Genomic DNA, 23,193 nt, shown 5'->3' with positions numbered 1-23,193 from the left:
GTCCTGGATGTCGTTGTGCTTCCAGATCACCTTGTCGCACTTGGCATAGCGAATGCCTTCGATCATCGAGGCATGGTTCAGCGCATCCGAGAAGATCACGAGGCCGGGGATCTTGGCGCCGAGCGTGCCCAGCGCTGCCCAGTTGGAGACGTAACCCGAGGTGAAGACCAGCGCCGATTCCTTGCCATGCAGATCGGCAAGTTCGCGCTCAAGCAGAACGTGGTAGTGGGTGGTGCCAGAAATATTCCGGGTGCCTCCCGCACCCGCGCCACAGTGATCGATGGCGTTCTTCATCGCCTCGATCACCTTCGGGTTCTGGCCCATGCCGAGATAGTCGTTGGAACACCAGACGGTAACGTCCTTCGGGCCATCGGCCGTGTGACGCGTAGCACGCGGAAAGCTGCCGCGATGACGCTCAAGATCGGCAAAAACGCGGTAACGGCCTTCCGTATGCAGGCCATCCAGCTCGTTTTTGAAGAATGCTTCGAAATCCATCATATGCTCCAGTATCGTGCGAGCGTTTTTGCGAACGGACGCGCGCACGTCAACCCTTCGCCTCCGCTTTAGCACCAAGTGCGGCAAAAGGCCCATAGTCTCGAATTGTTTTAATTCAAAAATGCCAGTCGTGCCAAGTGAGGCATGGCAGGAGCAATGCGATTGCGAGGCAGCACCGCCGCCTCGCAATCCTATGCAATCCCTCAGCCGGCGTCGGCAACGGCACGCTTGGCCATTACCTTGACGAGGTTCGCCCGATATTCCGCACTGGCATGCAGATCCGACATCAGGCGTGAGGGGTCGACGTTGACGGCAGCAATCGCCGATGGAGACCAGTTGGAGCCGAGCGCCGCCTCCATGTCGCTCTGCCGGAACACACCACTCGAACCGGCGCCGGTGACGGCCATGCGCACACCGCTGCCGGTCTTCGCGACAAAGACACCCGTCATCGCATAGCGCGAGGCTGGATTGGGGAACTTTGCGTAGCCTGCTTTTTCAGGCGCCTCGAAGCCGATCGCTGTGATCAGCTCGCCGTCCTGAAGGGCGGTTTCGAATAGGCCCGTGAAGAAGTCGCCTGCCGCTATCTCCCGCTTGTTGGTGATGATCCGTGCATCGAGCGCCAGCATCGCCGACGGATAGTCGGCTGCCGGATCGTTGTTGGCGACGGAGCCGCCGATCGTTCCCATGTGGCGCACATGCGGATCGCCGATCTTGCCGGCGAGGTTGCAGATGGCGGGACAGACCGCTCGCAGAGCAGCCGACGACGCCACGTCGGCATGGGTGGTGGCCGCACCGATCGTCACCTTGCGACCGTCGACCTTGATCCCCTTCATCGCGGGGACGTGCCTGAGATCGACGAGGTCACTTGGCGCGGCGAGGCGCTGCTTCATCGTGGCGATCAGCGTCATGCCGCCGGAGACGTATTTGCCTTCCGACGTGCCCGAGATCATCTTGGCGGCTTCGTCGATAGAGGAAGCACGGTGATAGTTCGTCTGATACATCCTCGTTCCTCCTCAATTGACCGCACGAGCCGCCATCCACACCTTCTGCGGCGTGGCGGGCATGGTCAGCATGTTGTTGCCGATCGCATCGGTGATGGCGTTGATCAGCGCGGGCGGCGAGCCGATGGCGCCTGCCTCGCCGCAGCCCTTGATGCCCAGCGGGTTGCTGGGTGACGGCGTGACCTGGTGCGACACCTGGAACGATGGCAGGTCGTCGGCGCGCGGCATGGCGTAATCCATGAAGCTTGCCGTCAGGAGCTGGCCGTTCTCATCATAGTGCACGGCTTCGAGCAGCGCCTGTCCGATGCCCTGCGCAATACCGCCGTGAACCTGTCCCTCGACGATCATCGGGTTGATGATGTTGCCGAAATCGTCAGCGGCGACGAACTGGATGATGTCGGTCTTGCCGGTTTCCGGATCGACCTCGACTTCGCAGATGTAGCAACCGGCGGGGAAGGTGAAGTTGGACGGATCGTAGAAGGCCGTTTCCTTCAGCCCCGGCTCCATGCCGCCCGGCAGGTTGTGGGCCGTGTAAGCGGCCAGCGCCACCTGGAACCAGGGCAGCATCTTGTCGGTACCGGCCACCTTCACCTCGCCGTTCTCGATGACGATATCACTCTCGTCGGCTTCCATGAGATGCGCGGCAATCTTTTTCGCCTTGGCCTCGACCTTGTCGAGCGCCTTGACGACCGCTGACATGCCGACAGCACCGGAGCGCGAACCATAGGTGCCCATGCCCATCTGCACCTTGTCGGTATCACCATGCACGATCGATACGCTGTCGATCGGCACGCCGAGCCTGTCGGAGACAAGCTGCGCAAAGGTGGTCTCATGCCCCTGTCCATGGCTGTGCGACCCGGTCAGCACCTCGATCGTGCCGACGGCATTGACGCGCACCTCGGCCGATTCCCAAAGCCCGACACCGGCGCCGAGCGATCCGACCGCCTGCGACGGCGCAATGCCGCAGGCCTCGATGTAGCAGCTCATCCCGATGCCGCGTTTCTTGCCGCGGCCGGCGGCCTCGGCCTTGCGCGCCGCAAAGCCGTTCCAGTCGGAGGTCTGCATGGCGGCATTCAGCGACGCTTCGTAGTCGCCTGCGTCATAGTTCATGATGACCGGGGTCTGATGCGGGAATTCGCGGATGAAGTTTTTTCGCCGCAACTCGGCCGGCGAGACGCCGAGTTCGCGCGCCGCGGTTTCCATCGTGCGTTCGAGCAGATAGGTCGCCTCCGGCCGTCCGGCACCGCGATAGGCATCGACGGGTGCGGTGTTGGTGTAGACCGTGCGGACATTGGCGTGGATGGCCGGGATGTCGTACTGGCCGGACAGCAGCGTCGCATAGAGATAGGTCGGCACCGCCGACGAAAAGAGCGACATGTAGGCGCCGAGATTGGCGATTGTGTCGACCTTCAATCCGATGATGCGGTGATCCTTGTCGAAGGCCATCTTGACCTTGGAGACGTGGTCGCGGCCGTGCGCGTCGGTCAGGAAGGCCTCGGTCCGGTCAGAGTTCCATTTGACCGGCACGCCGGTCTTCTTGGAAGCCCAGAGACAGACGATTTCCTCCGGGTAGATGTAGATCTTCGATCCGAAGCCGCCGCCGACATCCGGCGCAATAACACGCAGCTTGTTCTCAGGTGCGACGTTGTAAAACGCGCTCATCACCAGCCGGGCGACATGCGGGTTCTGGCTGGTCGTGTAGCAGGTGTAGTGGTCCTCGGCGGAATCATAGATGCCGAGCGCTGCGCGCGGTTCCATGGGATTGGGAGAGAGCCTGTTGTTGTGGATCTCGATCTCCGTCACATGCGCCGCATTCGCAAGGGCCTGGTCGGTCGCCGCGGGATCTCCGAGCTGCCAGTCGAAAATCAGGTTTCCTGCTGCTTCCGGATGGATCTGCGGAGCGTCGGATTTGAGCGCATCGACAGCCTCGACCACAACAGGCAGTTCTTCGTAGTCGACCTCGACGGCTTCGGCCGCATCCCGGGCCTCGGCAAGCGTGTCGGCGACGACAACGGCAACGGCGTCACCGACATAACGCACCGTGTCGACAGCAAGCGGGCGCCATGCGCCCATCTTCATCGGCGAGCCGTCTTTCGAATGGATCATCCAGCCGCAGATCAGGTTGCCGATTCCATCGGCGAGCAGCTGCTTGCCTTCCAGTACGTCGATAACGCCCGGCATCGCCTTGGCGGAAGAGGCGTCGATGCCCCTGATCTTCGCATGCGCATGCGGGCTGCGGATGAAAAAGGCGAATTTCATGCCCGGCACGACCATGTCGTCGGTATAGCGGCCCTTGCCGGTCAGGAACCGTTTGTCTTCCTTGCGTGCGACGCGCGCACCAATTCCTTCAACACCCATAATGTCCTCCCAATGGGGTTTCGGGCCTGGCATTCCGCCAAAGACAGTCGTGTTTGGCAGTCAGCCAGACAATTCCTGAGGGCTATTCGGCCGCCTGCTTGGCGGCGCCATGCATCCGCTCGTTGGCAGACAGCACGGCCTTGACGATGTTGTGATAGCCGGTGCAACGACAGATGTTGCCGTCGAGCTCGTGGCGCACGGTCTGCTCGTCGAGATGACCGGCATGGCGGCTGATCATGTCGACGGCGGTCATCACCATGCCGGGCGTGCAGAAGCCGCATTGCAAGCCGTGGTGTTCCTTGAACGCGGCTTGGACGGGATGCAGTTCGCCGTTGGCGGCAAGTCCTTCGATTGTCGTTACCGACGAGCCGGAAGCCTGGACGGCAAGGATGGTGCAGCTCTTGACCGATTTGCCATCCAGGTGGATGACGCAGGTGCCGCATTGGGTCGTGTCGCACCCGACATGGGTGCCCGTCAGGCCAAGCTGTTCGCGAATGAAATGGACAAGAAGCGTGCGTTCTTCACAGTCGCCGCTCACCGCCCGGCCGTTCACCGTCAGTTTCACTTTCGCCATGATTTCCTCCTCGTGCCTCCTCCAGGCACGGACGGCATCATTTGACGTTTTCGCTTTCGGATCAACCACTACTTTAGGGAGGTGCATTAAATTCGGCATGTTCGCAAATTGCCTTCCGGGAGGTCGCTTTTCGAGCCAATTCGAGAGTGCGGCTTTCCTCAAAAATGGCAAAAGAGGTTGTCTACCCCTTTTTGCGCCATAGTTTGCGGGCTAGCCTGACGAAAAGTAGAATCAGGGACGGCCACCGCCCAACGGGCGACCAACGGAGTTATTGATGAAGAAGATTATTGCCCTCGCCGTGATCGGCCTTTCGATCGCAAGCTGCACGCCGACGCAACAGGGTGCCGGTATCGGCGCGGCATCCGGCGCCATCATCGGAGGTGCGGTCACAGGCAACGTTCGTGGGGCAGCCGTCGGCGCTGCGATTGGCGGGGTTTCGGGTGCACTTATCGGCCGCGTCGCCGAGCAGCCGGGCCAATGCTACTATCGCGACCAGTACGGGCGCCGCTACATCGACGACTGCCGCGGCGGCTACTGATCGTCGGCCAGAGACATTGAAGTCCCGGGTTCAGCCCGGGATTTTGCATTGTTTTCTGCCAATTCGGCCCGCAGGCGATTTAAAACGGTACACGAAGCGGAATTTTACCGCTAAGGTTGCCGCTGGCCGGGGGGCGCAGAGCTCAATTCGAATGTAACAAAAGCGGCGGATGCAGATCAGAGGGAAGGCACCGAAAGCGGGTATTGCGTATCGGCGGACAGGCACCGTGATGTTGGTAGCAGTTGCGACCGCATTCTCACCGGCGCTGGTGGCTGACGCTTTCGCCTTCAAGATTTTCGGTATCAACATCTTCGGCAAGGACGACTCGGCCGCCGATCAGGTGCCCGACCCTGTGCGCTATGATGTGACGCTGACCACCGATGCTATCGATCCCGATCTCAGGGAAGCGCTCGAAAACAGTTCCCGCCTCGTTGCCGAAAAGGCCAGCCCCGTCTCTGGCGACCTTGGCGTCGTTGTCAAGGCAAGGGACGACCGGGAGCGCCTGATCGCGGCGCTCTACGAAAAGGCGCGCTATGGCGGTGTCGTGACCATCACCGTCGATGGCAGGAACATCGACGACCTGCCGCCCAATCCCACCTTCAGCCACAAGGGTCCGGTGCCGGTGACCGTCAGCGTCGCGGCCGGTCCCGTCTTCAAGGTGCGTGAGGTGCAGTTCGGCGGTGATGCCGCAAACCGCAATCCGGCCGACTACGATCTGGCGCCCGGCGATACGGCGGGTTCGATTACGATCATCAAGGCTGGCGACAAGATCGTCGAGCAATTGAAGAGCGAAGGCCGCCCGCTTGCGAAGCTGACGACGCGCAAGGTCGTCGCCGATCATCGAACGGATACGGTCGACGTCATCGTGGCGGCCGAAGGCGGCCCCATCGCGCCGGTCGGCACCGTCGGGGTCTCAGGCGCAAAGGCTGTACGGTCAGATTTCATCGAGCGCTATTCGCGGCTCAACAAGGGAGACCGCTATTCGCCGGAAGCGCTGCGGAAGGCTGGAGAACGGTTGCGGGCGCTGGGAGTGTTCTCAAGCGTGACCATTCACGAGGCAGACGAACTTGCCGGCGACGGCAGCCTGCCGATGACGATCGAAGTTTCCGAGGGCAAGCAACGCTATCTCGGCATCGGCGCCCAGTACTCGACGATCGACGGCTTCGGCGTCAACGGCTATTGGGGGCATCGCAATCTTTTCGGCGCCGCGGAAGGGCTGCGGATCGAGGGGGCGGTCGGCCGTCTCGGCGATGCCACAAGCATCGGCGATCTCGACTTTTCGGCCGGCGTAACGTTCACCAAGCCGGGCGCCTTCGTTCCGTCGGCGACCTTGATCGCGAGCGTCCTTGCAAAGACCGACAATCCCGATGCCTACAATGCAAAGTTGGTGACCGCGTCGCTCGGCCTGGCCTACGAACTGAACGACCAGGACACCATTACCGGCAGCGGCCAGGCGAGCTGGGAAAAGGATGACGATGCCTTTGGCACCAACACCTATCTGACGTTCTCACTGCCGCTGCAGTATGACAGGGACACACGCGACAACAAGCTTGATCCGACCGAAGGCTATCGGGCGATGGCGATGGTGACGCCGAGCTACGAGGCTTACAACGGTACCTTCTTCTCAGGATTCGAAGGCTCCATATCGGGATACCAGGGCTTGGGCGCAGAGGACCGAATCGTGCTCGCCGGCAAGGTATCGGCGGGCTTCCTGCTGGGTGCGGACAATCTGGAAAACATACCCGCGACGCGCCGGTTCTTTGCCGGCGGCGGCGGTTCCGTTCGCGGCTACGCCTATCAGGAAATCTCGCCTTACAACGCTGCCAACGAGGCCACAGGAGGTGCGTCCTACATGACCGCATCCTTTGAGACGCGCGTAAGGGTCACCGAGAAGATCGGCGTGGTTCCGTTCATCGATGTCGGAGCCGTTTCGGCCGATGTTGCGCCCGATTTCTCCGATATACGCACCGGTGTGGGCATCGGTATCCGCTACGCAACGCCGTTCGGGCCGCTTCGGCTTGATTTTGCCGTCCCGCTTAACAAGTACGAGGGTGGGTCGGACTACGGCATCTATGCTGGCATCGGTCAGTCGTTCTAACCAGGTTTACGCTCACAGCGTTTCGATGCTGGGAGCCATCGCAAAAACGGGATAGTGTCGCCTCCATGCTTATACTGACCAAAATCGCGAAGTGGATTGCGCGGGTGCTCGGCTACTCCGCCGGCGTTGCCGTCGTCCTCGTTGCCGTAGCGATCGGTATCTTCGGCTTCACCTCCTTCGGCGCGCGCATCGTCACCGACAAGGTGGCCTCGATCATTTCGAACAGGGATATGACGATCCGGGTCCTGGAGCCCCAGGGATTGCTGACCGGCGGCCTACGCGCCAGCCGCATCGTGCTGTCGGATACAAGAGGCACGTTCGCCGACATCAACGGGCTCTCAATCAACTGGAACCCCCTGGCGCTGCTGACCGGCAGATTCCACGCCACCCGTGTCGAGGCGTCCTCCATTCGCGTGCTGCGTAAGCCGGTGCGCACCTTGCCGTCGCGACCCGATGAAACACAAGGGAGCGGGTTCTCCCTGCCGGTGAAGGTCGATATCGATGCGATCGCGCTTCCCGAGATCAGCCTTGCCCAGTCACTGATTGGTCGAGCATTCACGCTTTCGGCCGATGGCAGTATGCGTGCGGACAATACCGGCGGCGAGGCGGATGTTACGGTCCGCCGACATGACGCCCCCGACGCCAAGCTTACGGCGGACGTGGCCTTCGTGCCGGATCAGCGGCAGCTGCGGGTCAAGGCGAAGCTTAGCGAACCGAAGGGCGGTCTGCTTGCCGGCGTACTTGCACTGCCGGGCCAGCCTGCTCTGGAAATCAGTCTCGATGGCGACGGGCCCGTCTCCGATTGGAAAGGCAAGCTGCAGGCCTCGCTCGATGGCCAGCAACGCGCTTCGATCGAGGCCCGCCACACGCTGACGCCCGACAGTCTGCACCATGTCGACCTCAAGGGCGGCGGCGATCTAAGCTCGCTGCTGCCTGCCGCTTTCCGTCCGCTCTTTGCCGGACAGACGAACATCGATGTCGCGGCAACCTTCGACAACCGAGGCAAGATCGATATCCAGACGGGCAACATCGCCACGGGTGCCGTTGTCATCGCTGCATCCGGCACTCTTGACCCGAAGGGCAAGAACAGTCTGAACGCCAACCTTCTCGGAACGTCGGGGCCTGTCGATTTCCGCTGGCCGCTTGCAGACGGCGAAGCCCGCTTCATGATCTCGGGCGTCAACCTCGCCTTGACGGGCGACGCAAAGGCATCGCGGCTGAATGCAAGCGCGTCGCTCGATTCGGCGGTTTTGCCGCAAGCGACGATCAGTAACGTCAAGCTGACGGCCAAGAGCGACAGCTTCAATCTCGCAGGCCGCTCCGGTGCCGTGCAGATTCGGCTCGTGGCCGGCGAGATGACGTTCGCCAATCCGGATATCAATCGGGCGGTCCAGGGACCGGTGACGATCGCGGCGCCGCTGCAGATCACGCCCGATGCGGTCGGTTTCAACGGCACCACGATCGAGAGTGCATCCGCGAACGGCACCCTCAACGGTTCCTACAAACTGTCCGATAGCGGCCTGACCGGCAATGCCAAGCTTTCCATCGCGCCGGCGGCACTGCCGCCCGCCGTCGCCGGGCATTTCGACACGCCGATTGCGATCGAGACGCAGGTCGCGGGAACCGTGCCTTCAAAGATCAATCTGTCGAACCTCACAATCAAATCGGGCACCCTCGAGGCAGCCGGCAATGTCGTGCTCGATGGCGGCAAGCTGGATGCGGCATTGTCGGGCCGGCTGCCCGATGTTCGCAAGGTCCTCGAGAGCGCCACCGGCGAATTGAACTACGCCATCAAGGCGCAAGGCGATCTTGCCGCACTTGCGGTCTCGGCCAGCATCAAGGCTCCCGCGCTCGACATGGCAGGCCGCAGGCTCAGCGACATCGATGCTACTCTTTCCGGAACCGCCGATCCAAAGGCGCCTCAAGCCGAAGTCACCGCCACGGGCAAGATCGACGGCCAGGCAATCAATATCAGTACAAATATCCAGTCCGCGGACGGGCGCATGCTGCTCCCCTCGATTGTCGCCAATGTCGGCAACAACCGGGTGAGCGGACATGTCGAGCTCTCCAATAATTTTGCGCCGACAGGTGCCCTGACCTTCGACCTTCCCGATATCGGTCTCCTGGCGGCGCTGGGGGGCCAGAAGGCGGAGGGTGATCTCAAAGGCTCGCTTGCTATAGTCGATGATGCCGGCAGGATCGCACTCAAGATTGCTGCCACCGGCAGTGGCCTGAGACGCGATGCCCTGGCGATCGTCAAGCCGGATATCGATATCGCCGTCAGCGATTTCATGGCCTTTGCGGCCACCGGCTCGATCAAGGCAGAGCAATTGGCAGCCGGTACCAACAAGGTGGAGCGGCTGACGCTGAACTTCACGCAGCACCGGAACCGGACGAATTTCAATCTCGATGCGACCCATGACGGTCATCCGCTTGTGGCCGCCGGTGGCGTGGAAACGAATGCGGGCACCACCCTGGTCCAGCTCGAACGCTTTTCGGCGAAACCGCACGATATCCCGGTTGATCTTTCTGCGCCGTCGGAGCTGTCGATTACCGGTGGCACCGTCACGCTGAACGGATTGGAGCTGAAAACCGGTGCAGGCGCGGTCAGCGTCACGGGATCGGCGGGCGAGACGCTTGATATCAATGCTGACATCAAGGAGCTGCCGGCGAGCCTCGCAAACAGCTTCGTGCCCAAGCTGGATGCCGAGGGGACGATTTCAGGCAAGGTTTCCGTGACGGGCACGCCAGCGGCGCCGATTGCCAATTTCAAGCTGGACTGGAAAAATGCCGCGACGAGCCACAGCAGGGACGCCGGTTTGTCTCCGCTTGCCATTGCCGCCGACGGCAAGTTTGCGGACAACCGGCTCGATTTCCAGACCGATCTCAGCGGCAAGGGTGGCGTGTCGTTGAAGGCGGCCGGCAATTTCGCGACCGCTGGGCCGAACGCGCAGTCGCTGAATGTCGATGCCGATATCGTCAACCTCCCTGCCGGGCTGGCGAACGCGTTCGTTCCCGATCTGGCGGCCGAGGGGGCCATCACCGGGAAGGTCACCGCCTCCGGCAAGATTTCGGCACCGGCCCTGGATTTCAAGCTGAACTGGAAGAACGCGGCCACCAGCCAGACAAAGGCCGCAAGGCTCTCGTCGCTTGGCCTCACGGCGAGCGGCAAGCTCGAGGGCAATGTTCTCAATTTCAATGCCAATGCCAGCGGTAGCGGCGGCCTCTCAGTCAAGGCCGTCGGCAATTTTGTGGTGGCCGGCGCCGATGCGCAGACGCTGAAGCTCGACGGCACGCTTGCCAACCTTCCCGCGGCGCTTGCCAATGGTTTTGTTCCGGATCTTGCGGCCGAGGGCATGATCTCCGGGACGTTTGCTGCTTCCGGGAAGCTTCCGATGCCGGTCGCCGATTTTGAGCTCGACTGGAAGAATGCGGCGACCAGCCAGACGAAGGTTGCCGGTCTTTCGGGACTCAAGGTCACCACAGGCGGCAAATTTGCCGATGGCAAGCTCGATTTCGACGCGACGGTTTCGGCAAATGGCGGAATAGGACTGCAGGCCGGCGGCAACGTATCGCTTGAGGGCGCGGCGGTGCGCGATCTTGCCGTCGATGCCACGGTCACCCAGCTTCCGGCGAGCCTTGCCAATGGGTTCATTCCAGGATTGGGAGCGAGCGGCACGATTTCCGGCACAGCGTCGGCCTCTGGCACCTTGCAGCAGCCTAAGGCCAAGTTCTACCTTGGCTGGAAGGACGTCGCCACCAGCCAGACAAAAGCCGCGAAGCTTCCCGCAATGGCCTTGACTGTCGAGGGAACGCTTACGGACAGAGTGCTCGACTTCCAGACGAAGCTCAATGGCGATGCGGGCGCTGCACTGCAGGCATCGGGCAGGGTCGGAATGGAAGGCTTCAAGCCGACCAACCTGGAGGCCAATGCCACCCTCAACAATCTTCCCGCAGCATTGATCAGCAGCTTCGTCCCCAATCTCGATGCCGGCGGGATGATCTCGGGAACTGCGATCGTAACAGGCACGCTGCCGCTGCCCGCCGTGGATTTCAAGCTCGGCTGGGCGAATATGGCGACTCGTCAGACGAGGAGCGCGGGGCTTTCGGCGCTGAGCCTGAATGCCACGGGCAAATTCGCCGACGGCAGGATCGATTTCGACGCAAACCTTACGAGCAACAGCAAGGCGCTGCTGAGGGCAAAGGGCGCGGCTGCGCTCAATGGCGCCAGCATTCAGGGCCTTTCGGTCGATGCTGATATCACGGATCTGCCCGCAAGCCTTGCAAACGGCTTCGTTCCCAATCTCGGCGCGGAAGGAACGATCTCAGGCACTGCCAAAACCTCGGGTACACCTGCCAATCCGATCATCGATTTCAAGCTTGATTGGCGCAATGCCGCGACGACGCAGACGAGGGCATCCGGAATCGGGCCGCTGTCGGGGAATACAAGCGGCAAGCTGGCGGACAACAGGCTCGACTTCACCGCCAACCTAAACGGCAACGGCGTCGCGCTGAAGGCCGGCGGCAATTTCGTGGTAGCCGGTGCGAGCGCGCAATCGCTTTCGGTTAATGCCGACATCTCGAACCTGCCGGCGGGCCTGGCAAATGCCTTCGTGCCCGGCTTGGCGGCATCGGGCAACATTACCGGAACGGTGGCGGCATCGGGCAGGCTGCCGATGCCCAATGTGGATTTCAAGCTCGATTGGCGGAATGCAGCCACCAGCCAGACACGCGCAGCCGGTCTTTCGCCGCTTGCTATCAGCGCCAACGGAAGGCTTGCCAGCGGTAAACTCACGATCGACACTGGTGTAACCGGTGATGGCGGACTGTCGCTGAAAGGCGGCGGCAGCATCGTTATCTCAGGCAATCGGGCGCTCGATATGCGTTTTTCGGGCAACGTGCCCTTTGCCGTGCTCGGGATGCAGCTTGCAGCGCGGGGCTTCGTCGCCAACGGCAGCGCCAACTTCAATCTCCAGCTAGGCGGTACGGCCGCCGCGCCGGTGATCAACGGGACCGTGACGACCAGCGGCGCGGGGATCGTCGATGTCCGGCGCAACCTCGCGATCAACAATCTGACGGCGGATATCCGGCTCAACGGGCAACAGGCAGTCATCTCGCGGCTGACCGGCCAGCTCGCTAGCGGCGGAAACGTTTCCGTCACGGGCAGCGTCGGTATTCAACCGGCCGCGAATTTTCCAGCGAATATCGACGTGAAGCTCGACCGAGCCGTCTATGTCGACGGAACGCTGGTGGTGGCAACCGTAGACGGGACGATCCTACTGCGCGGCCCGCTTCTCGCCAATCCGACGCTGAGCGGCAAGCTGCGGCTTGAAAGGGCTTCGATTACCGTCCCGGAAAAGCTGCCGACATCCCTCCGGGAAATCGACATCAAGCACTTGAATGCTCCAAAAGCGGTTCTGGCCCAGCTGCGTGATACTACAGCGAGGGGCGCACGTGAAAATTCGAACACGATCAATCTCGACCTGCAGCTGGACGCTCCCTCACAGATCTTCGTGCGGGGGCGCGGCATCGATGCGGAGCTCGGTGGCAGCGTGACGATCAGGGGTACGGCCGCTGCACCCATCGTCTCGGGTGGCTTCACCATGCGGCGCGGGCGCATCACCATTCTCAATCGCCGTCTGGACTTCTCGGATAAGAGCCGCATCACATTTGCCGGCGACTTGACGCCGGCGCTGCAGATGGAGGCGAACTCGACGTCCGGTACCACGACGCTTACTGTCGGCGTCACAGGTCTTGCGACGGATCCCTCGATCACCTTCTCGTCTTCGCCGGCGCTCCCGCAGGACGAAGTGCTCGCCCAGCTGATCTTCGGGCAGTCGATGTCGAGGCTGTCGGCGATCCAGATCGCGCAACTGGCCGATGCGGTCGGCCAGTTGGCGGGCGGCCGTTCGACCTCCCTGTTCCAGGGGCTGCGCAATCAGCTCGGCGTCGACGACTTCGACATCAGCACCGATGCGAACGGCCGGACAAATGTAGGCGTCGGTCGCTATCTCAACGAGCGGACCTATCTCGAATTGCAGCAGAACGCCAAGGATGGCACCAAGGCGATCATCAACCTCGATGTCGGCCGTGGCGTGAAGCTGAGGGGTGCCGCCGGTGCTAATGGCTCTGGCGAAGCGGGCATCGTCTACGAACGCGAATACTGACGGGCCACCGCTCAAACGCGGCTGCCCTCCTGTTTCAGAAGCTGGACTTTCTTGTTTTCAGGAGGATGTTGGTCTCGGTGGTATTGATGCCGTTGATCAGGCGAATCCGTCGCAAGGTTTCGTCGAACGAGACAAGATCGCGGTCTTCCAGTTCCGCGATGAAGTCCCACTTCCCGTTGGTGCTGTGAAGGGCGCGAACCTGCGGCAGGCCGCGAAGCTGATCAGCAACCTTGTCGGCAAGCTTGCCGAGAACCTCGATCAAGACGATGGCGCGCACGCCTGCTGCCCGGGTTTCATGGCCGGTACGGACCGTGAATGCCGCGATGGTGCCGTTGGCAACGAGCCGCTCGATCCGGGCGGCGACCGTTGCCCGCGAAGCGCCGGTCATGGCCGCCAGCGAGGAGACCGGCGTGCGGGCGTTGTGGCGCAAGGCGCTCAGAAGTTGCTGATCGAGATCATCCATGGTTCTCACTTTGTAAAATTCGTCTTAGCAGAGTGTCAAATCATTGTTCGATACTGACACTTTTTCATCTTTTTGTCGTCACGGCGATATTCGATAGTCATCCCGAAGCAGCGAACAGGAGAGAATTCATGCAGACACCAACGAGATCGGTAACGCTCATCGGCGCGCCGCTGGAAGAGGGCTCGGGCCGCAGAGGTGCTGCCATGGGTCCTGCCGCACTGCGGATCGCCGGCGTTGACCAGACGCTGATCGATCTCGGCTACGATGTCGCCGACGCCGGCGATGTTCAGGTGGTGCCGGCACGTGATCTGCCAAACCATCCCAAGGCGCACCATTTGCGAACCGTCGGCGCCTTTACCCGCGCGCTGGAAGCAAGCACTTACGAGGCCGCCGCCGCGGGTCGCTTTCCGCTCATTCTCGGTGGCGATCACAGCCTCTCCATGGGGACCGTTTCAGGCATGGCGCGCCACGCGGCCAAGCAGGGTCGGCCGCTTTTCGTACTGTGGCTCGATGCGCATTCGGACTTCAACACACCGGCGACTTCTCCTTCGGGCAATATCCATGGCATGCCGGTCGCCTTCTTCTGCGGTCAGGCCGAACTTGCCGACATCCTGCCGCGTGACCGCGCCGTCGTCGATCCACGCAAGGTCTTCCAGGTCGGCATCCGCTCCGTGGACGCGCCGGAGCGGGAATTGATCAAAGAGCACGGCGTCAATGTGTTCGATATGCGCTCGATCGACGAACAGGGGGTCGCCTCGATCATGAGCGGCATTCTCGGTACGGTCGCTGCTGCCAACGGTCTTTTGCACGTCAGCCTCGATGTGGATTTTCTTGATCCGGACCTGGCTCCGGGAGTCGGCACGACCGTTCCGGGTGGAGCTACCTTCCGCGAAGCGCACCTCATCATGGAGATGCTGTGCGACAGCGGCCTCGTCTCGTCACTCGATCTTGTCGAGCTCAATCCATTCCTTGACGATCGCGGCAAGAGTGCGCGCGTTCTCGTGGAACTCACGGCGAGCCTCTTCGGCCGCCGCATCTTCGACCGCCCGACGCGCGCAGCATAAGGAAGCGACCGACATGAGCACGACAGCAAATTTGATCGATACCGAACAGCGCCTCGGGGCCCATAACTACAAGCCGCTCGACGTGGTGCTGACGCGCGGCGAAGGGGTGTTCGTCTGGGACACGGACGGCAAGCGCTACCTCGACTGTCTTTCGGCCTATTCTGCGGTCAACCAGGGCCATTGCCATCCGAAGATCCTGGCGGCGATGGTCGAGCAGGCCGGCAAGCTGACCTTGACCTCGCGCGCCTTCCGCAACAATCAGCTTGCCCATCTCTACGAAGAGCTGGCTGCGCTCACCGGTTCGCACAAGATCCTGCCGATGAACTCCGGCGCGGAAGCCGTGGAGACCGCGATTAAGGCCGTGCGCAAGTGGGGTTACGAGGTCAAGGGCGTGCCGGAAGGCAAGGCCGAGATCATCGTCTGCTCCGATAATTTCCACGGCCGGACGCTAAGCATCATCAGCTTCTCGACCGATCCGGATGCGCGCACCGGCTTCGGCCCGTATACGCCCGGTTTCAGGACCGTTCCCTTTGGTGACGCAGATGCGTTTGCTGCTGCGATCAACGCGAATACGGTCGCCGTACTGATCGAGCCCATCCAGGGCGAGGCGGGTGTGATTATTCCGCCGACCGGCTATTTCAAGCGGATGCGCGAGCTCTGCACGGAGAACAACGTCACACTCATTCTCGACGAGATCCAGACCGGCCTTGGCCGCACAGGCAAACTGCTTGCCGAGGAACACGAGGGCATCGAAGCTGACGTGACGCTGATCGGCAAAGCGCTCTCCGGAGGCTTCTATCCGGTCTCTGCCGTTCTTTCGAACACCGAAGTGCTCGGCGTGCTGCAGCCCGGCCAGCACGGCTCGACCTTTGGCGGCAATCCGCTCGCCTGCGCAGTGGCGCGTGCGGCGCTGAAGGTTCTGACCGAGGAAGGCATGATCGAAAACGCCGCCAGGATGGGCGACTATTTCCTCGAAGGCCTGCGGTCGATCCGGTCCAACATTGTCAAGGATGTGCGCGGCCGCGGGTTGATGTTGGCGGTGGAACTTGTCCCGGAAGCGGGCGGGGCGCGGCAGTATTGCTATTCGCTCAAGGAGCGCGGCCTGCTGGCAAAGGATACCCATGAAAACACCATCCGCCTTGCCCCGCCGCTGGTCATCACCAAGGACCAGGTCGAATGGGCGGTGGAGCAGCTCGATAAGACGATCGCCTGATTACTGCCGTGAGGCTTGGCGCAGACAGCCACAATCCGAGGCGCCTTGCTCATGCATGGCGCCTTCTTTTATCCCGAGATCTGAAGCGTGAGCCGGGCGAAAAATCGTTTCTGCCGATTTAGAATTGAGCAATACTCTTTCACTAATGTCGAGCGCAATCGTACCGGTTCTCTTTTAGTCAGAGGGGACCGGCGGTTTGAAGGCAAAGTCCATCCGCGCCAATGGTGGTGCGGTTGCTTCTGCCCTGGCTTTCGACAGTTGGGACAATTCTAATGGCCACGATCAATTCCACGAGCTTCAGCGGTGATATGCTGGAAATTATTGCCTTCAGACTGCATGATCAGGAATTCTGCGTTAAGACAACGACGATCCGCGAGATCCGTGGCTGGGCGCCTTCGACGCCAATCCCGCATTCGCCGGCCGACGTCATCGGCGTCATGAACCTGCGCGGCTCGGTCATCCCGATCATCGACCTCGCCTTCAAGCTTGGAATGAAGAGCACTGTTGCCAACGAGCGTAGCGCGATTGTCGTTGCCGAAGTCCACAACATGGTCATCGGCATGCTGGTCGACCGCGTTTCCGATATTCTCACCATTTCTTCCAGCCAGGTTCAGCCGGTGCCGGAAGTGACGGCGTCGTTCGACCGTGCTTTCTGCGAGGGCATCATCGCCTCCGAAAACGGCATGATCTGCTTCCTGAACCTCGCCAAGATGTTCAAGGAAAACGAGACCGACGATCTGGTCGCCGCGTAAGGCACCCCTGCGTTCCATACACGAAGCCCGCCCGCACGTCGCTCCGCGGGCCGGCTTTTTTGTGGTATCGGCTTGATAGCTGCCACACACCGGGGGCCGTCGATTATAGCTCCGTTGGGTTTGATCGTTGAACCTGGTCTTCCAAGGTCATCATTGCCGCTCTTTGCGCTGAAGGCCATTGGACGACGCGGTGGAGGAAACGCTGAAGCGGGTGTTTTCGGGTGGCAGGTTACCGACTGCCTTGTCTCGCTTGTCGAAGCGATAAGAATGCGCAAGTGGGCAACAAGCTCCCCTGCAGATCATCGAAACCTGACACCGTTGGTCCTCGCGGCGGCGCTTAAAGCTGCTGGAAGTATGCGAACCGGTTGATCGGATCGATGCGCGCCTCGGGCATCGCTTGATCCGCCAACGTCGGATGGAGCCACATTGGTGCTGGTTGGTACCATTGCTGCAATCAACGTGCATTCAGTGCAGCGTGCCCAACCGTCCTTGACCGGTGGGCTGGGTATGATGGTTGCGGAGTTTTTTGGCTATCGCCCCTTCAGCGGCTCGCCGCGCCCATGCGAAAACACGCCGGGCAAAACCAATTCTCCCGCAGCGAGTATCTGGCCCAAATGAGGGGTGAGGCAGCCATGACATCCATAGACTTCAAATCGCTGTTTGGCGTCCCGGCGCTTTACCTCCGGCGCGGGTTTTTCGTTTCGCCGCCTCTTTAAACTTTTCAAATCCTCCACCATATCCAGCGCAAGTTCTTCTGCTGCAAATCACACATGCGGCGAAGAGGAAGGGCTTGCCTTTTGAGGGAGCTCAATCTCAGTCATCGGCCTGTGCCTTATGAGGGCAGGGCGATTCATGGAGGTATGAAATGAATATCGAAAAATACTCCGAACGGGTACGCGGTTTCATCCAGTCGGCGCAGACCTATGCACTTGCGCAGGGTCACCAGCAATTCACGCCCGAGCATGTTCTGAAAGTTCTGCTCGACGACGACCAGGGGATGGCCGCCTCGCTGATCGAACGCGCGGGCGGCGATCCCAAGGCTGCGCGCTTGGCTAACGATGCCGCCCTTGCAAAGCTGCCGAAGGTTGCCGGCGGCAATGGCCAGATTTATCTCGCGGCGCCGCTCGCCAAGGTTCTGTCAACGGCCGAAGAGGCCGCGAAGAAGGCTGGCGACAGTTTCGTCACCGTCGAGCGACTCCTTCAGGCACTGGCGATTGAATCCTCGGCTTCCACATCAAGCACGCTGAAGAACGCAGGCGTAACCGCGCTCGCGCTCAATCAGGTGATCAACGAGATCCGCAAGGGCCGCACGGCGGACAGCTCGAATGCCGAACAGGGCTTCGATTCCCTGAAGAAATACGCGCGCGATCTCACAGCCGAAGCCCGCGACGGCAAGCTCGACCCCGTTATCGGCCGCGACGACGAGATCCGCCGCACGATCCAGGTTCTCTCCCGCCGCACCAAGAACAATCCCGTACTGATCGGCGAGCCCGGCGTCGGCAAGACGGCGATCGTCGAAGGCCTGGCGCTGCGTATCGTCAACGGCGACGTGCCCGAGTCGCTAAAGGACAAGAAGCTGATGGCGCTCGACATGGGCGCGCTGATAGCCGGCGCAAAGTATCGCGGCGAGTTCGAAGAGCGGCTGAAAGCAGTGCTCAACGAGGTGCAGTCGGAGAACGGTGAGATCATCCTGTTCATCGACGAGATGCACACGCTCGTCGGTGCCGGCAAGGCGGATGGGGCGATGGATGCCTCCAACCTCCTGAAGCCAGCGCTTGCCCGCGGCGAACTGCACTGCGTCGGCGCGACCACGCTGGACGAATATCGCAAGCATGTCGAGAAGGATCCGGCCCTTGCCCGTCGCTTCCAGCCCGTGATGGTCGAGGAGCCTACGGTCGAGGACACGATCTCGATTCTGCGTGGCCTGAAGGAAAAGTACGAACAGCATCACAAGGTTCGGATCTCGGATTCGGCCCTGGTCGCTGCTGCAACGCTGTCGAACCGCTACATCACCGACCGCTTCCTGCCTGACAAGGCCATCGATCTGATGGATGAGGCTGCTGCCCGGCTGCGCATGCAGGTTGACTCCAAGCCCGAAGAACTCGACGAACTCGATCGCCGCATCATGCAGCTGAAAATCGAGCGCGAAGCGCTGAAGAAGGAAACCGACGTTGCTTCCGCCGACCGTTTGGTGCGGCTCGAAACCGAACTGACCGGCCTCGAAGAGGAAGCCGATGCGCTGACGGCCCGCTGGCAGGCGGAAAAGCAGAAGCTCGGCCTTGCCGCCGACCTGAAGAAGCAGCTCGACGAGGCGCGCAACGAACTGGCGATCGCTCAGCGCAAGGGCGAATTCCAGCGCGCCGGCGAGTTGACCTACGGCGTCATTCCGGAGCTCGAAAAGAAGTTGACGGAGGCCGAACAGCAGGACGGCGATCGCAGCGCCATGGTGCAGGAGGTGGTCACTCCCGACAACATCGCGCATGTCGTTTCCCGCTGGACCGGCATTCCCGTCGACAAGATGCTGGAAGGCGAACGCGACAAGCTGCTCAGGATGGAAGACGAGCTGGCGAAATCGGTGATCGGCCAGGGCGATGCGGTTCAGGCCGTCTCGCGGGCGGTTCGCCGCGCGCGCGCAGGGCTGCAGGATCCGAACCGGCCGATCGGCTCGTTCATCTTCCTCGGCCCGACCGGCGTCGGCAAGACAGAGCTGACCAAGTCGCTCGCCCGCTTCCTGTTCGACGACGAGACGGCAATGGTGCGCATGGACATGTCCGAGTACATGGAGAAGCATTCCGTGGCCCGGCTCATCGGTGCACCCCCCGGCTATGTCGGCTACGAGGAGGGTGGCGCGCTGACGGAAGCCGTCCGTCGCCGGCCCTATCAGGTCGTGTTGTTCGATGAGATCGAAAAGGCGCATCCTGATGTCTTCAATATCCTACTGCAGGTGCTGGACGATGGGCGCCTCACGGACGGTCAGGGCCGGACGGTCGATTTCCGCAATACGATGATCATCATGACCTCGAACCTCGGCGCCGAATACCTCACCCAGCTGGGCGAGGGCGAGGACAGCGATACGGTTCGCGAGCAGGTGATGGAGATCGTGCGGGGCCACTTCCGACCGGAGTTCCTCAACCGAGTCGACGAGATCATCCTTTTCCATCGCCTGAAGCGCGATGAGATGGGCGCGATCGTCGATATCCAGCTGAAGCGGCTGGTGGCCCTGCTTGCCGAACGCAAGATCGTCATCGAACTCGACGACGAAGCCAGGCACTGGCTCGCCAACAAGGGTTACGATCCGGTCTATGGCGCGCGGCCGTTGAAGCGGGTGATCCAGAAGTATGTTCAGGACCCGCTGGCCGAACAGATCCTCTCCGGCCAGGTGCCCGACGGATCGACGGTGAAGATCACTAGCGGATCCGACCGGCTGCTGTTTAGGACACAAAATGCGGCCGTCAGCGAAGCGGCGTAAGCTTCGACAACGGACATGGAAAATGGCGGCTTTGGCCGCCATTTTTGTTCGATCTTCGACACCCCGTGATTTCCGTTATCCGTCGCCGATCGCATTGAAGAGTTCGAGATCGCCGCGGTGCTCTGTAGCGCGCTGGGTGCATGTGATGCAGAAAGGTCGTCGCCTGTGGCATGGGTCTGGCCGTCAAATGCCGCCGCGTCGCGCCTTGATGCATGGGGCACTCGTGGAAATAGAGAAAACCGGGCGCGAGAGGATCGTCCGGTCTACATGCGCAAAGCGATCGCTGTTTACGAAGCCTTCGGCTTCTGCCGTCGCGACGCGTTCCGTGCGGTATCGCCGGATGTTGCCCATACCGAGATTTTCATGGCGCGTACCGCAGGATCAGGGCCGCACTGACGACGGTCAGCTTATTTGCTTGCCACCTGCGGCGGCGGCTCGTTACCAAGCAGCGTATCGATGCGCTTGCGCTCGTCCTCGAACTTGGCCAGGGGCTCGCCTTTCAGCGATTTTCCGCCAGGCAGGCGGACCCTGAGCGGGTCGACCTTGGTGCCGTTGACGATCATTTCGTAATGCAGGTGCGGGCCGGTCGATTCACCCGTGGTGCCGACCCAGCCGATCACCTGTCCCTGACGCACCTTGGAGCCCGGAACGACGCCTTTGGCGATCGCACTCTGGTGATTGTAGGAGGATTCATAACCGTTGGCGTGGCGGACGATCGTCTGGTTGCCGTAGCCGCCGGAATCCCAGCCGGCCTTCTCGACGGTACCGTTCCCGACGGCGATGATCGCCGTGCCGCGGGGGGCCGCCCAGTCGACGCCCGTATGCATGCGGGCAAAACCGAGGATCGGGTGGCGGCGCATGCCGAAGCCCGACTTGAAGATGCCGTTCGGCACCGGGTTGCGCAACAGGAACTGACGGATGCTCTTGCCGTCCTGGTCGAAATAGTCGATCGAGCCGTCCTCAGGATCCTGGAAGCGGTAGAAGCGCGTCTGCGTGTCGCCGAAACGGGCGTTGACGTAGAGGAGATCGGAATCCTCCGTTGCCTGACCGCTGGAGTCGGCCACCGAGAAGAAGGCCTCTAGGCTGTCGGTCGGGCGCAGTTCCGCCTGGAAGTCGACACTGCTTGCGAGCAGCTTGATGATGAGCGCCGTCATATCCTTGGTCATGCCGTAGGAGAGGGCGGCTCGATAGATGCCGTCGTAGACGCGCGGCAAATTCTGGTTGGATGGCGCGGTCATCGCGCTGTCGTCGAAAGCGGTGGTGACAGCATCCAGCTTCGGCGGCTCCCGACCGGCGACGTAGCGGTCGTGGTCGTCGAGTGCCACGGTGACAAGATGCCTGACGCCGCGGTAGACGCTGGCGCGGATGATCTTGGCCTGTTCGCCGCGCTGCAGAATGCCGATGCGCAGGACGTCGCCCTTCGAAAGGACGTCCGAGCCTGTGAGAGGCGACAGGTAGCCCGCAAGCCCCTTGGCCTGTGGCTCGGGATAGCCCGAATCCATCATCGCCTTGACGATCGAGGTTTCCTGTCGGACCGGTATGATATCGTCGGCAAATTCCTCGGTCTGCGGCGTGATCGATTCCGGTGCTGAGACCGTCATGTTCTGCTCGAGAACGCGGGCGGTGAGCCCGGCCGTCAGATCGACGTCGTTGTCGTCATTGGAGAAGCGGCGGGGATCGACGTAATAAAGAGCGGCGATCTGGGCTGCGCCGTCGGTCAACACCGAGCCGTTGGACCGGACGTTTTCCTCGATCTCGTCGAGCGACATGCCGGCGGCCACCTGAAAGTCGGACTTGCCGGTGGCGTAGGGAACGGTCTTCAGGCTGACTTCGGATTCGACGTCGGAGCCGTAGATCTGGCCGGTGCGGGCGGCAGGCGATGGGTCGGGGTCGTCGGCAGAGAAGATGGTCAGCGGATTGAAGCTCGGATAGTCCTCGGTGGCGACATGGTTGGCCGCAAGCGTCATCTTTACGCGCGCGAAAGGCTGACGCCGAACTACTTCCTTGTCGCCCTCGTGAACCACGGTCGAGACTTCCATGATCTTGCGGTCGGAGGGTTTGGCGGCGATTGCCGGTGCGATCAGCCGGCCGCCGCGGGTTACGTCGGTATCGGCGTGCGTGTCGGCATTGATGTTGGCATAGGCCTCGGCAGGGATGGCCAGCTGCTGGCGACCGTCAAGGGCCGCGAACAAGGCGACGCCCATCAGGACGCTCGAGGTGATGCCGGTGAGGAACGTGCCCGAAAGCCAGCGCAGCGAAACTTCGCGACGGTCTGGTGCGCGCCTGCCATCGGCGAGAAGCGGTGGCTCGTTGCCGAACGAGCGGATCATCATCTTCTCCGTCATCATGGCAGTAGGGTCCGCGTCCTTTCGGTGGGCTCTTCGGTGCGTTGTGGCCGAAAAGTGCATAGTTTGGCAATGTAAGTCAAATGGGCGGCGTACGCGCGCCCAAGTCATCCCCTCTTGAGATCATCCGATTGTGAAGATGTGAGGGCGAAAGGGCTGGTCGCGCGATTTTACCGTCCTATTTATGTAAAAACGAAGCTTCGAAGCGGCGATTACAGCGGGCAGAACATTGCTTCTGAAAATTATGCTTTGAATTCAAAGAGATGATCGAAATCTCAGTTTTTTCGAAAACGGCTGTTGACTTGGAAAAGGGGTTGGCCGTATAAGCCCCCTCACTGAACGAGGGCGGCGGCGCTGCTGGCGACGATGTCTCTTGTTTCAGGTTTCCAGATTGGCTTTGTTGGCTGATGGGTGGTTCGGGGCTTTATGGCTTTGAGCTTGTGGAATTTCGACCGGGTCTGACTGGTCTGTTTTTTGACAATTGAATATGAGAAGAAAGAGAAACGTGGGCGGCGGAGTTCGCGGGACCGGAAGAGATTTCGGTTCTTTGAAAGAGACTTTGGCGGTCACGTTTATCAAGAGAAGTTACACTGGTTTTTGACGCTGAGGTTTAGGCTTTGGTGTTTGGAAAACAGGTGTGAAGTTCTCGTCGATTC

14 protein-coding genes are annotated in these 23,193 nt (G+C 61.3%); 8 read left to right on the top strand and 6 right to left on the bottom strand.

What is annotated here, in order from left to right; all coding sequences use genetic code 11:
• The 4 genes from AC1D2R_RS31290 to AC1D2R_RS31275 form a co-directional block, all read right to left on the bottom strand.
• Positions 1 to 495: aminotransferase class I/II-fold pyridoxal phosphate-dependent enzyme (locus tag AC1D2R_RS31290; protein WP_477973630.1), on the bottom strand; the 495-nt coding region annotated here is incomplete at its 3' end.
• A 203-nt stretch (positions 496 to 698) separates the two neighbouring features.
• Positions 699 to 1,496, bottom strand: a complete 798-nt coding sequence (locus AC1D2R_RS31285; RefSeq protein WP_477973628.1) for an FAD binding domain-containing protein — start codon at positions 1,494 to 1,496, stop codon at positions 699 to 701.
• A 12-nt stretch (positions 1,497 to 1,508) separates the two neighbouring features.
• Positions 1,509 to 3,854: a xanthine dehydrogenase family protein molybdopterin-binding subunit gene (locus AC1D2R_RS31280; protein WP_477973626.1), complete on the bottom strand. Its 2,346-nt coding sequence runs from the start codon at positions 3,852 to 3,854 to the stop codon at positions 1,509 to 1,511.
• Positions 3,855 to 3,936: 82 nt separating this feature from the next.
• Positions 3,937 to 4,428 (bottom strand): (2Fe-2S)-binding protein, encoded by a 492-nt coding sequence (locus AC1D2R_RS31275; RefSeq protein WP_477973624.1) that lies wholly within the window; start codon positions 4,426 to 4,428, stop codon positions 3,937 to 3,939.
• A 274-nt stretch (positions 4,429 to 4,702) separates the two neighbouring features.
• On the opposite strand from AC1D2R_RS31275, the gene AC1D2R_RS31270 reads away from it, so the two are divergent.
• The 3 genes from AC1D2R_RS31270 to AC1D2R_RS31260 all read left to right on the top strand — a co-directional run bounded on the left by AC1D2R_RS31270 (position 4,703) and on the right by AC1D2R_RS31260 (position 13,231).
• Complete coding sequence (locus AC1D2R_RS31270) at positions 4,703 to 4,966, top strand: glycine zipper domain-containing protein (protein WP_477973622.1); 264 nt, start codon at positions 4,703 to 4,705, stop codon at positions 4,964 to 4,966.
• A 169-nt stretch (positions 4,967 to 5,135) separates the two neighbouring features.
• Positions 5,136 to 7,064, top strand: coding sequence for an autotransporter assembly complex protein TamA (locus AC1D2R_RS31265; RefSeq protein ID WP_477973620.1), 1,929 nt, complete (start codon positions 5,136 to 5,138; stop codon positions 7,062 to 7,064).
• Between the two features lie 65 nt (positions 7,065 to 7,129).
• The gene (locus AC1D2R_RS31260; RefSeq protein WP_477973618.1) at positions 7,130 to 13,231 is read left to right on the top strand and encodes a translocation/assembly module TamB domain-containing protein; all 6,102 of its coding nucleotides are present in this window, start codon (positions 7,130 to 7,132) and stop codon (positions 13,229 to 13,231) included.
• Positions 13,232 to 13,265: 34 nt separating this feature from the next.
• Here AC1D2R_RS31260 and AC1D2R_RS31255 read toward each other — a convergent pair whose 3' ends face one another.
• A complete protein-coding gene (locus tag AC1D2R_RS31255) occupies positions 13,266 to 13,694 on the bottom strand; it encodes an Lrp/AsnC family transcriptional regulator (protein WP_057470804.1) in 429 nt (142 codons plus the stop codon).
• Positions 13,695 to 13,822: 128 nt separating this feature from the next.
• Between AC1D2R_RS31255 and rocF the strand changes: the two genes are divergently transcribed.
• From rocF to AC1D2R_RS31230, 5 genes are all read left to right on the top strand, one after another.
• Positions 13,823 to 14,758 carry an arginase gene (gene rocF, locus AC1D2R_RS31250; protein WP_477973616.1) on the top strand — a complete coding sequence of 312 codons (936 nt, stop codon included), beginning with the start codon at positions 13,823 to 13,825 and terminating at the stop codon, positions 14,756 to 14,758.
• Positions 14,759 to 14,771: 13 nt separating this feature from the next.
• Positions 14,772 to 15,971, top strand: a complete 1,200-nt coding sequence (rocD, locus tag AC1D2R_RS31245) for an ornithine--oxo-acid transaminase (protein WP_477973614.1) — start codon at positions 14,772 to 14,774, stop codon at positions 15,969 to 15,971.
• Positions 15,972 to 16,243: 272 nt separating this feature from the next.
• Positions 16,244 to 16,723, top strand: a complete 480-nt coding sequence (locus AC1D2R_RS31240; RefSeq protein ID WP_477973612.1) for a chemotaxis protein CheW — start codon at positions 16,244 to 16,246, stop codon at positions 16,721 to 16,723.
• 865 nt (positions 16,724 to 17,588) lie between these two features.
• The gene (gene clpB / locus AC1D2R_RS31235) at positions 17,589 to 20,192 is read left to right on the top strand and encodes an ATP-dependent chaperone ClpB (protein WP_477973610.1); all 2,604 of its coding nucleotides are present in this window, start codon (positions 17,589 to 17,591) and stop codon (positions 20,190 to 20,192) included.
• 267 nt (positions 20,193 to 20,459) lie between these two features.
• Positions 20,460 to 20,588 carry a hypothetical protein gene (locus AC1D2R_RS31230; protein WP_477973608.1) on the top strand — a complete coding sequence of 43 codons (129 nt, stop codon included), beginning with the start codon at positions 20,460 to 20,462 and terminating at the stop codon, positions 20,586 to 20,588.
• A gap of 11 nt (positions 20,589 to 20,599) precedes the next feature.
• Here AC1D2R_RS31230 and AC1D2R_RS31225 read toward each other — a convergent pair whose 3' ends face one another.
• On the bottom strand, positions 20,600 to 22,540 hold the full coding sequence (locus AC1D2R_RS31225; protein ID WP_477973606.1) for a M23 family metallopeptidase: 1,941 nt from the start codon (positions 22,538 to 22,540) through the stop codon (positions 20,600 to 20,602).
• Positions 22,541 to 23,193 lie beyond the last annotated feature (653 nt).

The organism is Rhizobium sp. P1_C7 (assembly GCF_056406295.1).
Note: the sequence above shows the minus strand (reverse complement) of the source record. Positions and strands in the feature narration are given on the sequence as shown.

Bases quoted from the DNA above. Each gene is read 5' to 3' on its own strand.
- AC1D2R_RS31285 (WP_477973628.1), bottom strand. From the start codon at position 1,496: ATGTATCAGACGAACTATCACCGTGCTTCCTCTATCGACGAAGCCGCC.
- AC1D2R_RS31280 (WP_477973626.1), bottom strand. From the start codon at position 3,854: ATGGGTGTTGAAGGAATTGGTGCGCGCGTCGCACGCAAGGAAGACAAA.
- AC1D2R_RS31275 (WP_477973624.1), bottom strand. From the start codon at position 4,428: ATGGCGAAAGTGAAACTGACGGTGAACGGCCGGGCGGTGAGCGGCGAC.
- AC1D2R_RS31270 (WP_477973622.1), top strand. From the start codon at position 4,703: ATGAAGAAGATTATTGCCCTCGCCGTGATCGGCCTTTCGATCGCAAGC.
- AC1D2R_RS31265 (WP_477973620.1), top strand. From the start codon at position 5,136: ATGCAGATCAGAGGGAAGGCACCGAAAGCGGGTATTGCGTATCGGCGG.
- AC1D2R_RS31260 (WP_477973618.1), top strand. From the start codon at position 7,130: ATGCTTATACTGACCAAAATCGCGAAGTGGATTGCGCGGGTGCTCGGC.
- AC1D2R_RS31255 (WP_057470804.1), bottom strand. From the start codon at position 13,694: ATGGATGATCTCGATCAGCAACTTCTGAGCGCCTTGCGCCACAACGCC.
- rocF (WP_477973616.1), top strand. From the start codon at position 13,823: ATGCAGACACCAACGAGATCGGTAACGCTCATCGGCGCGCCGCTGGAA.
- rocD (WP_477973614.1), top strand. From the start codon at position 14,772: ATGAGCACGACAGCAAATTTGATCGATACCGAACAGCGCCTCGGGGCC.
- AC1D2R_RS31240 (WP_477973612.1), top strand. From the start codon at position 16,244: ATGGCCACGATCAATTCCACGAGCTTCAGCGGTGATATGCTGGAAATT.
- clpB (WP_477973610.1), top strand. From the start codon at position 17,589: ATGAATATCGAAAAATACTCCGAACGGGTACGCGGTTTCATCCAGTCG.
- AC1D2R_RS31230 (WP_477973608.1), top strand. From the start codon at position 20,460: ATGCGCAAAGCGATCGCTGTTTACGAAGCCTTCGGCTTCTGCCGTCGC.
- AC1D2R_RS31225 (WP_477973606.1), bottom strand. From the start codon at position 22,540: ATGATGACGGAGAAGATGATGATCCGCTCGTTCGGCAACGAGCCACCG.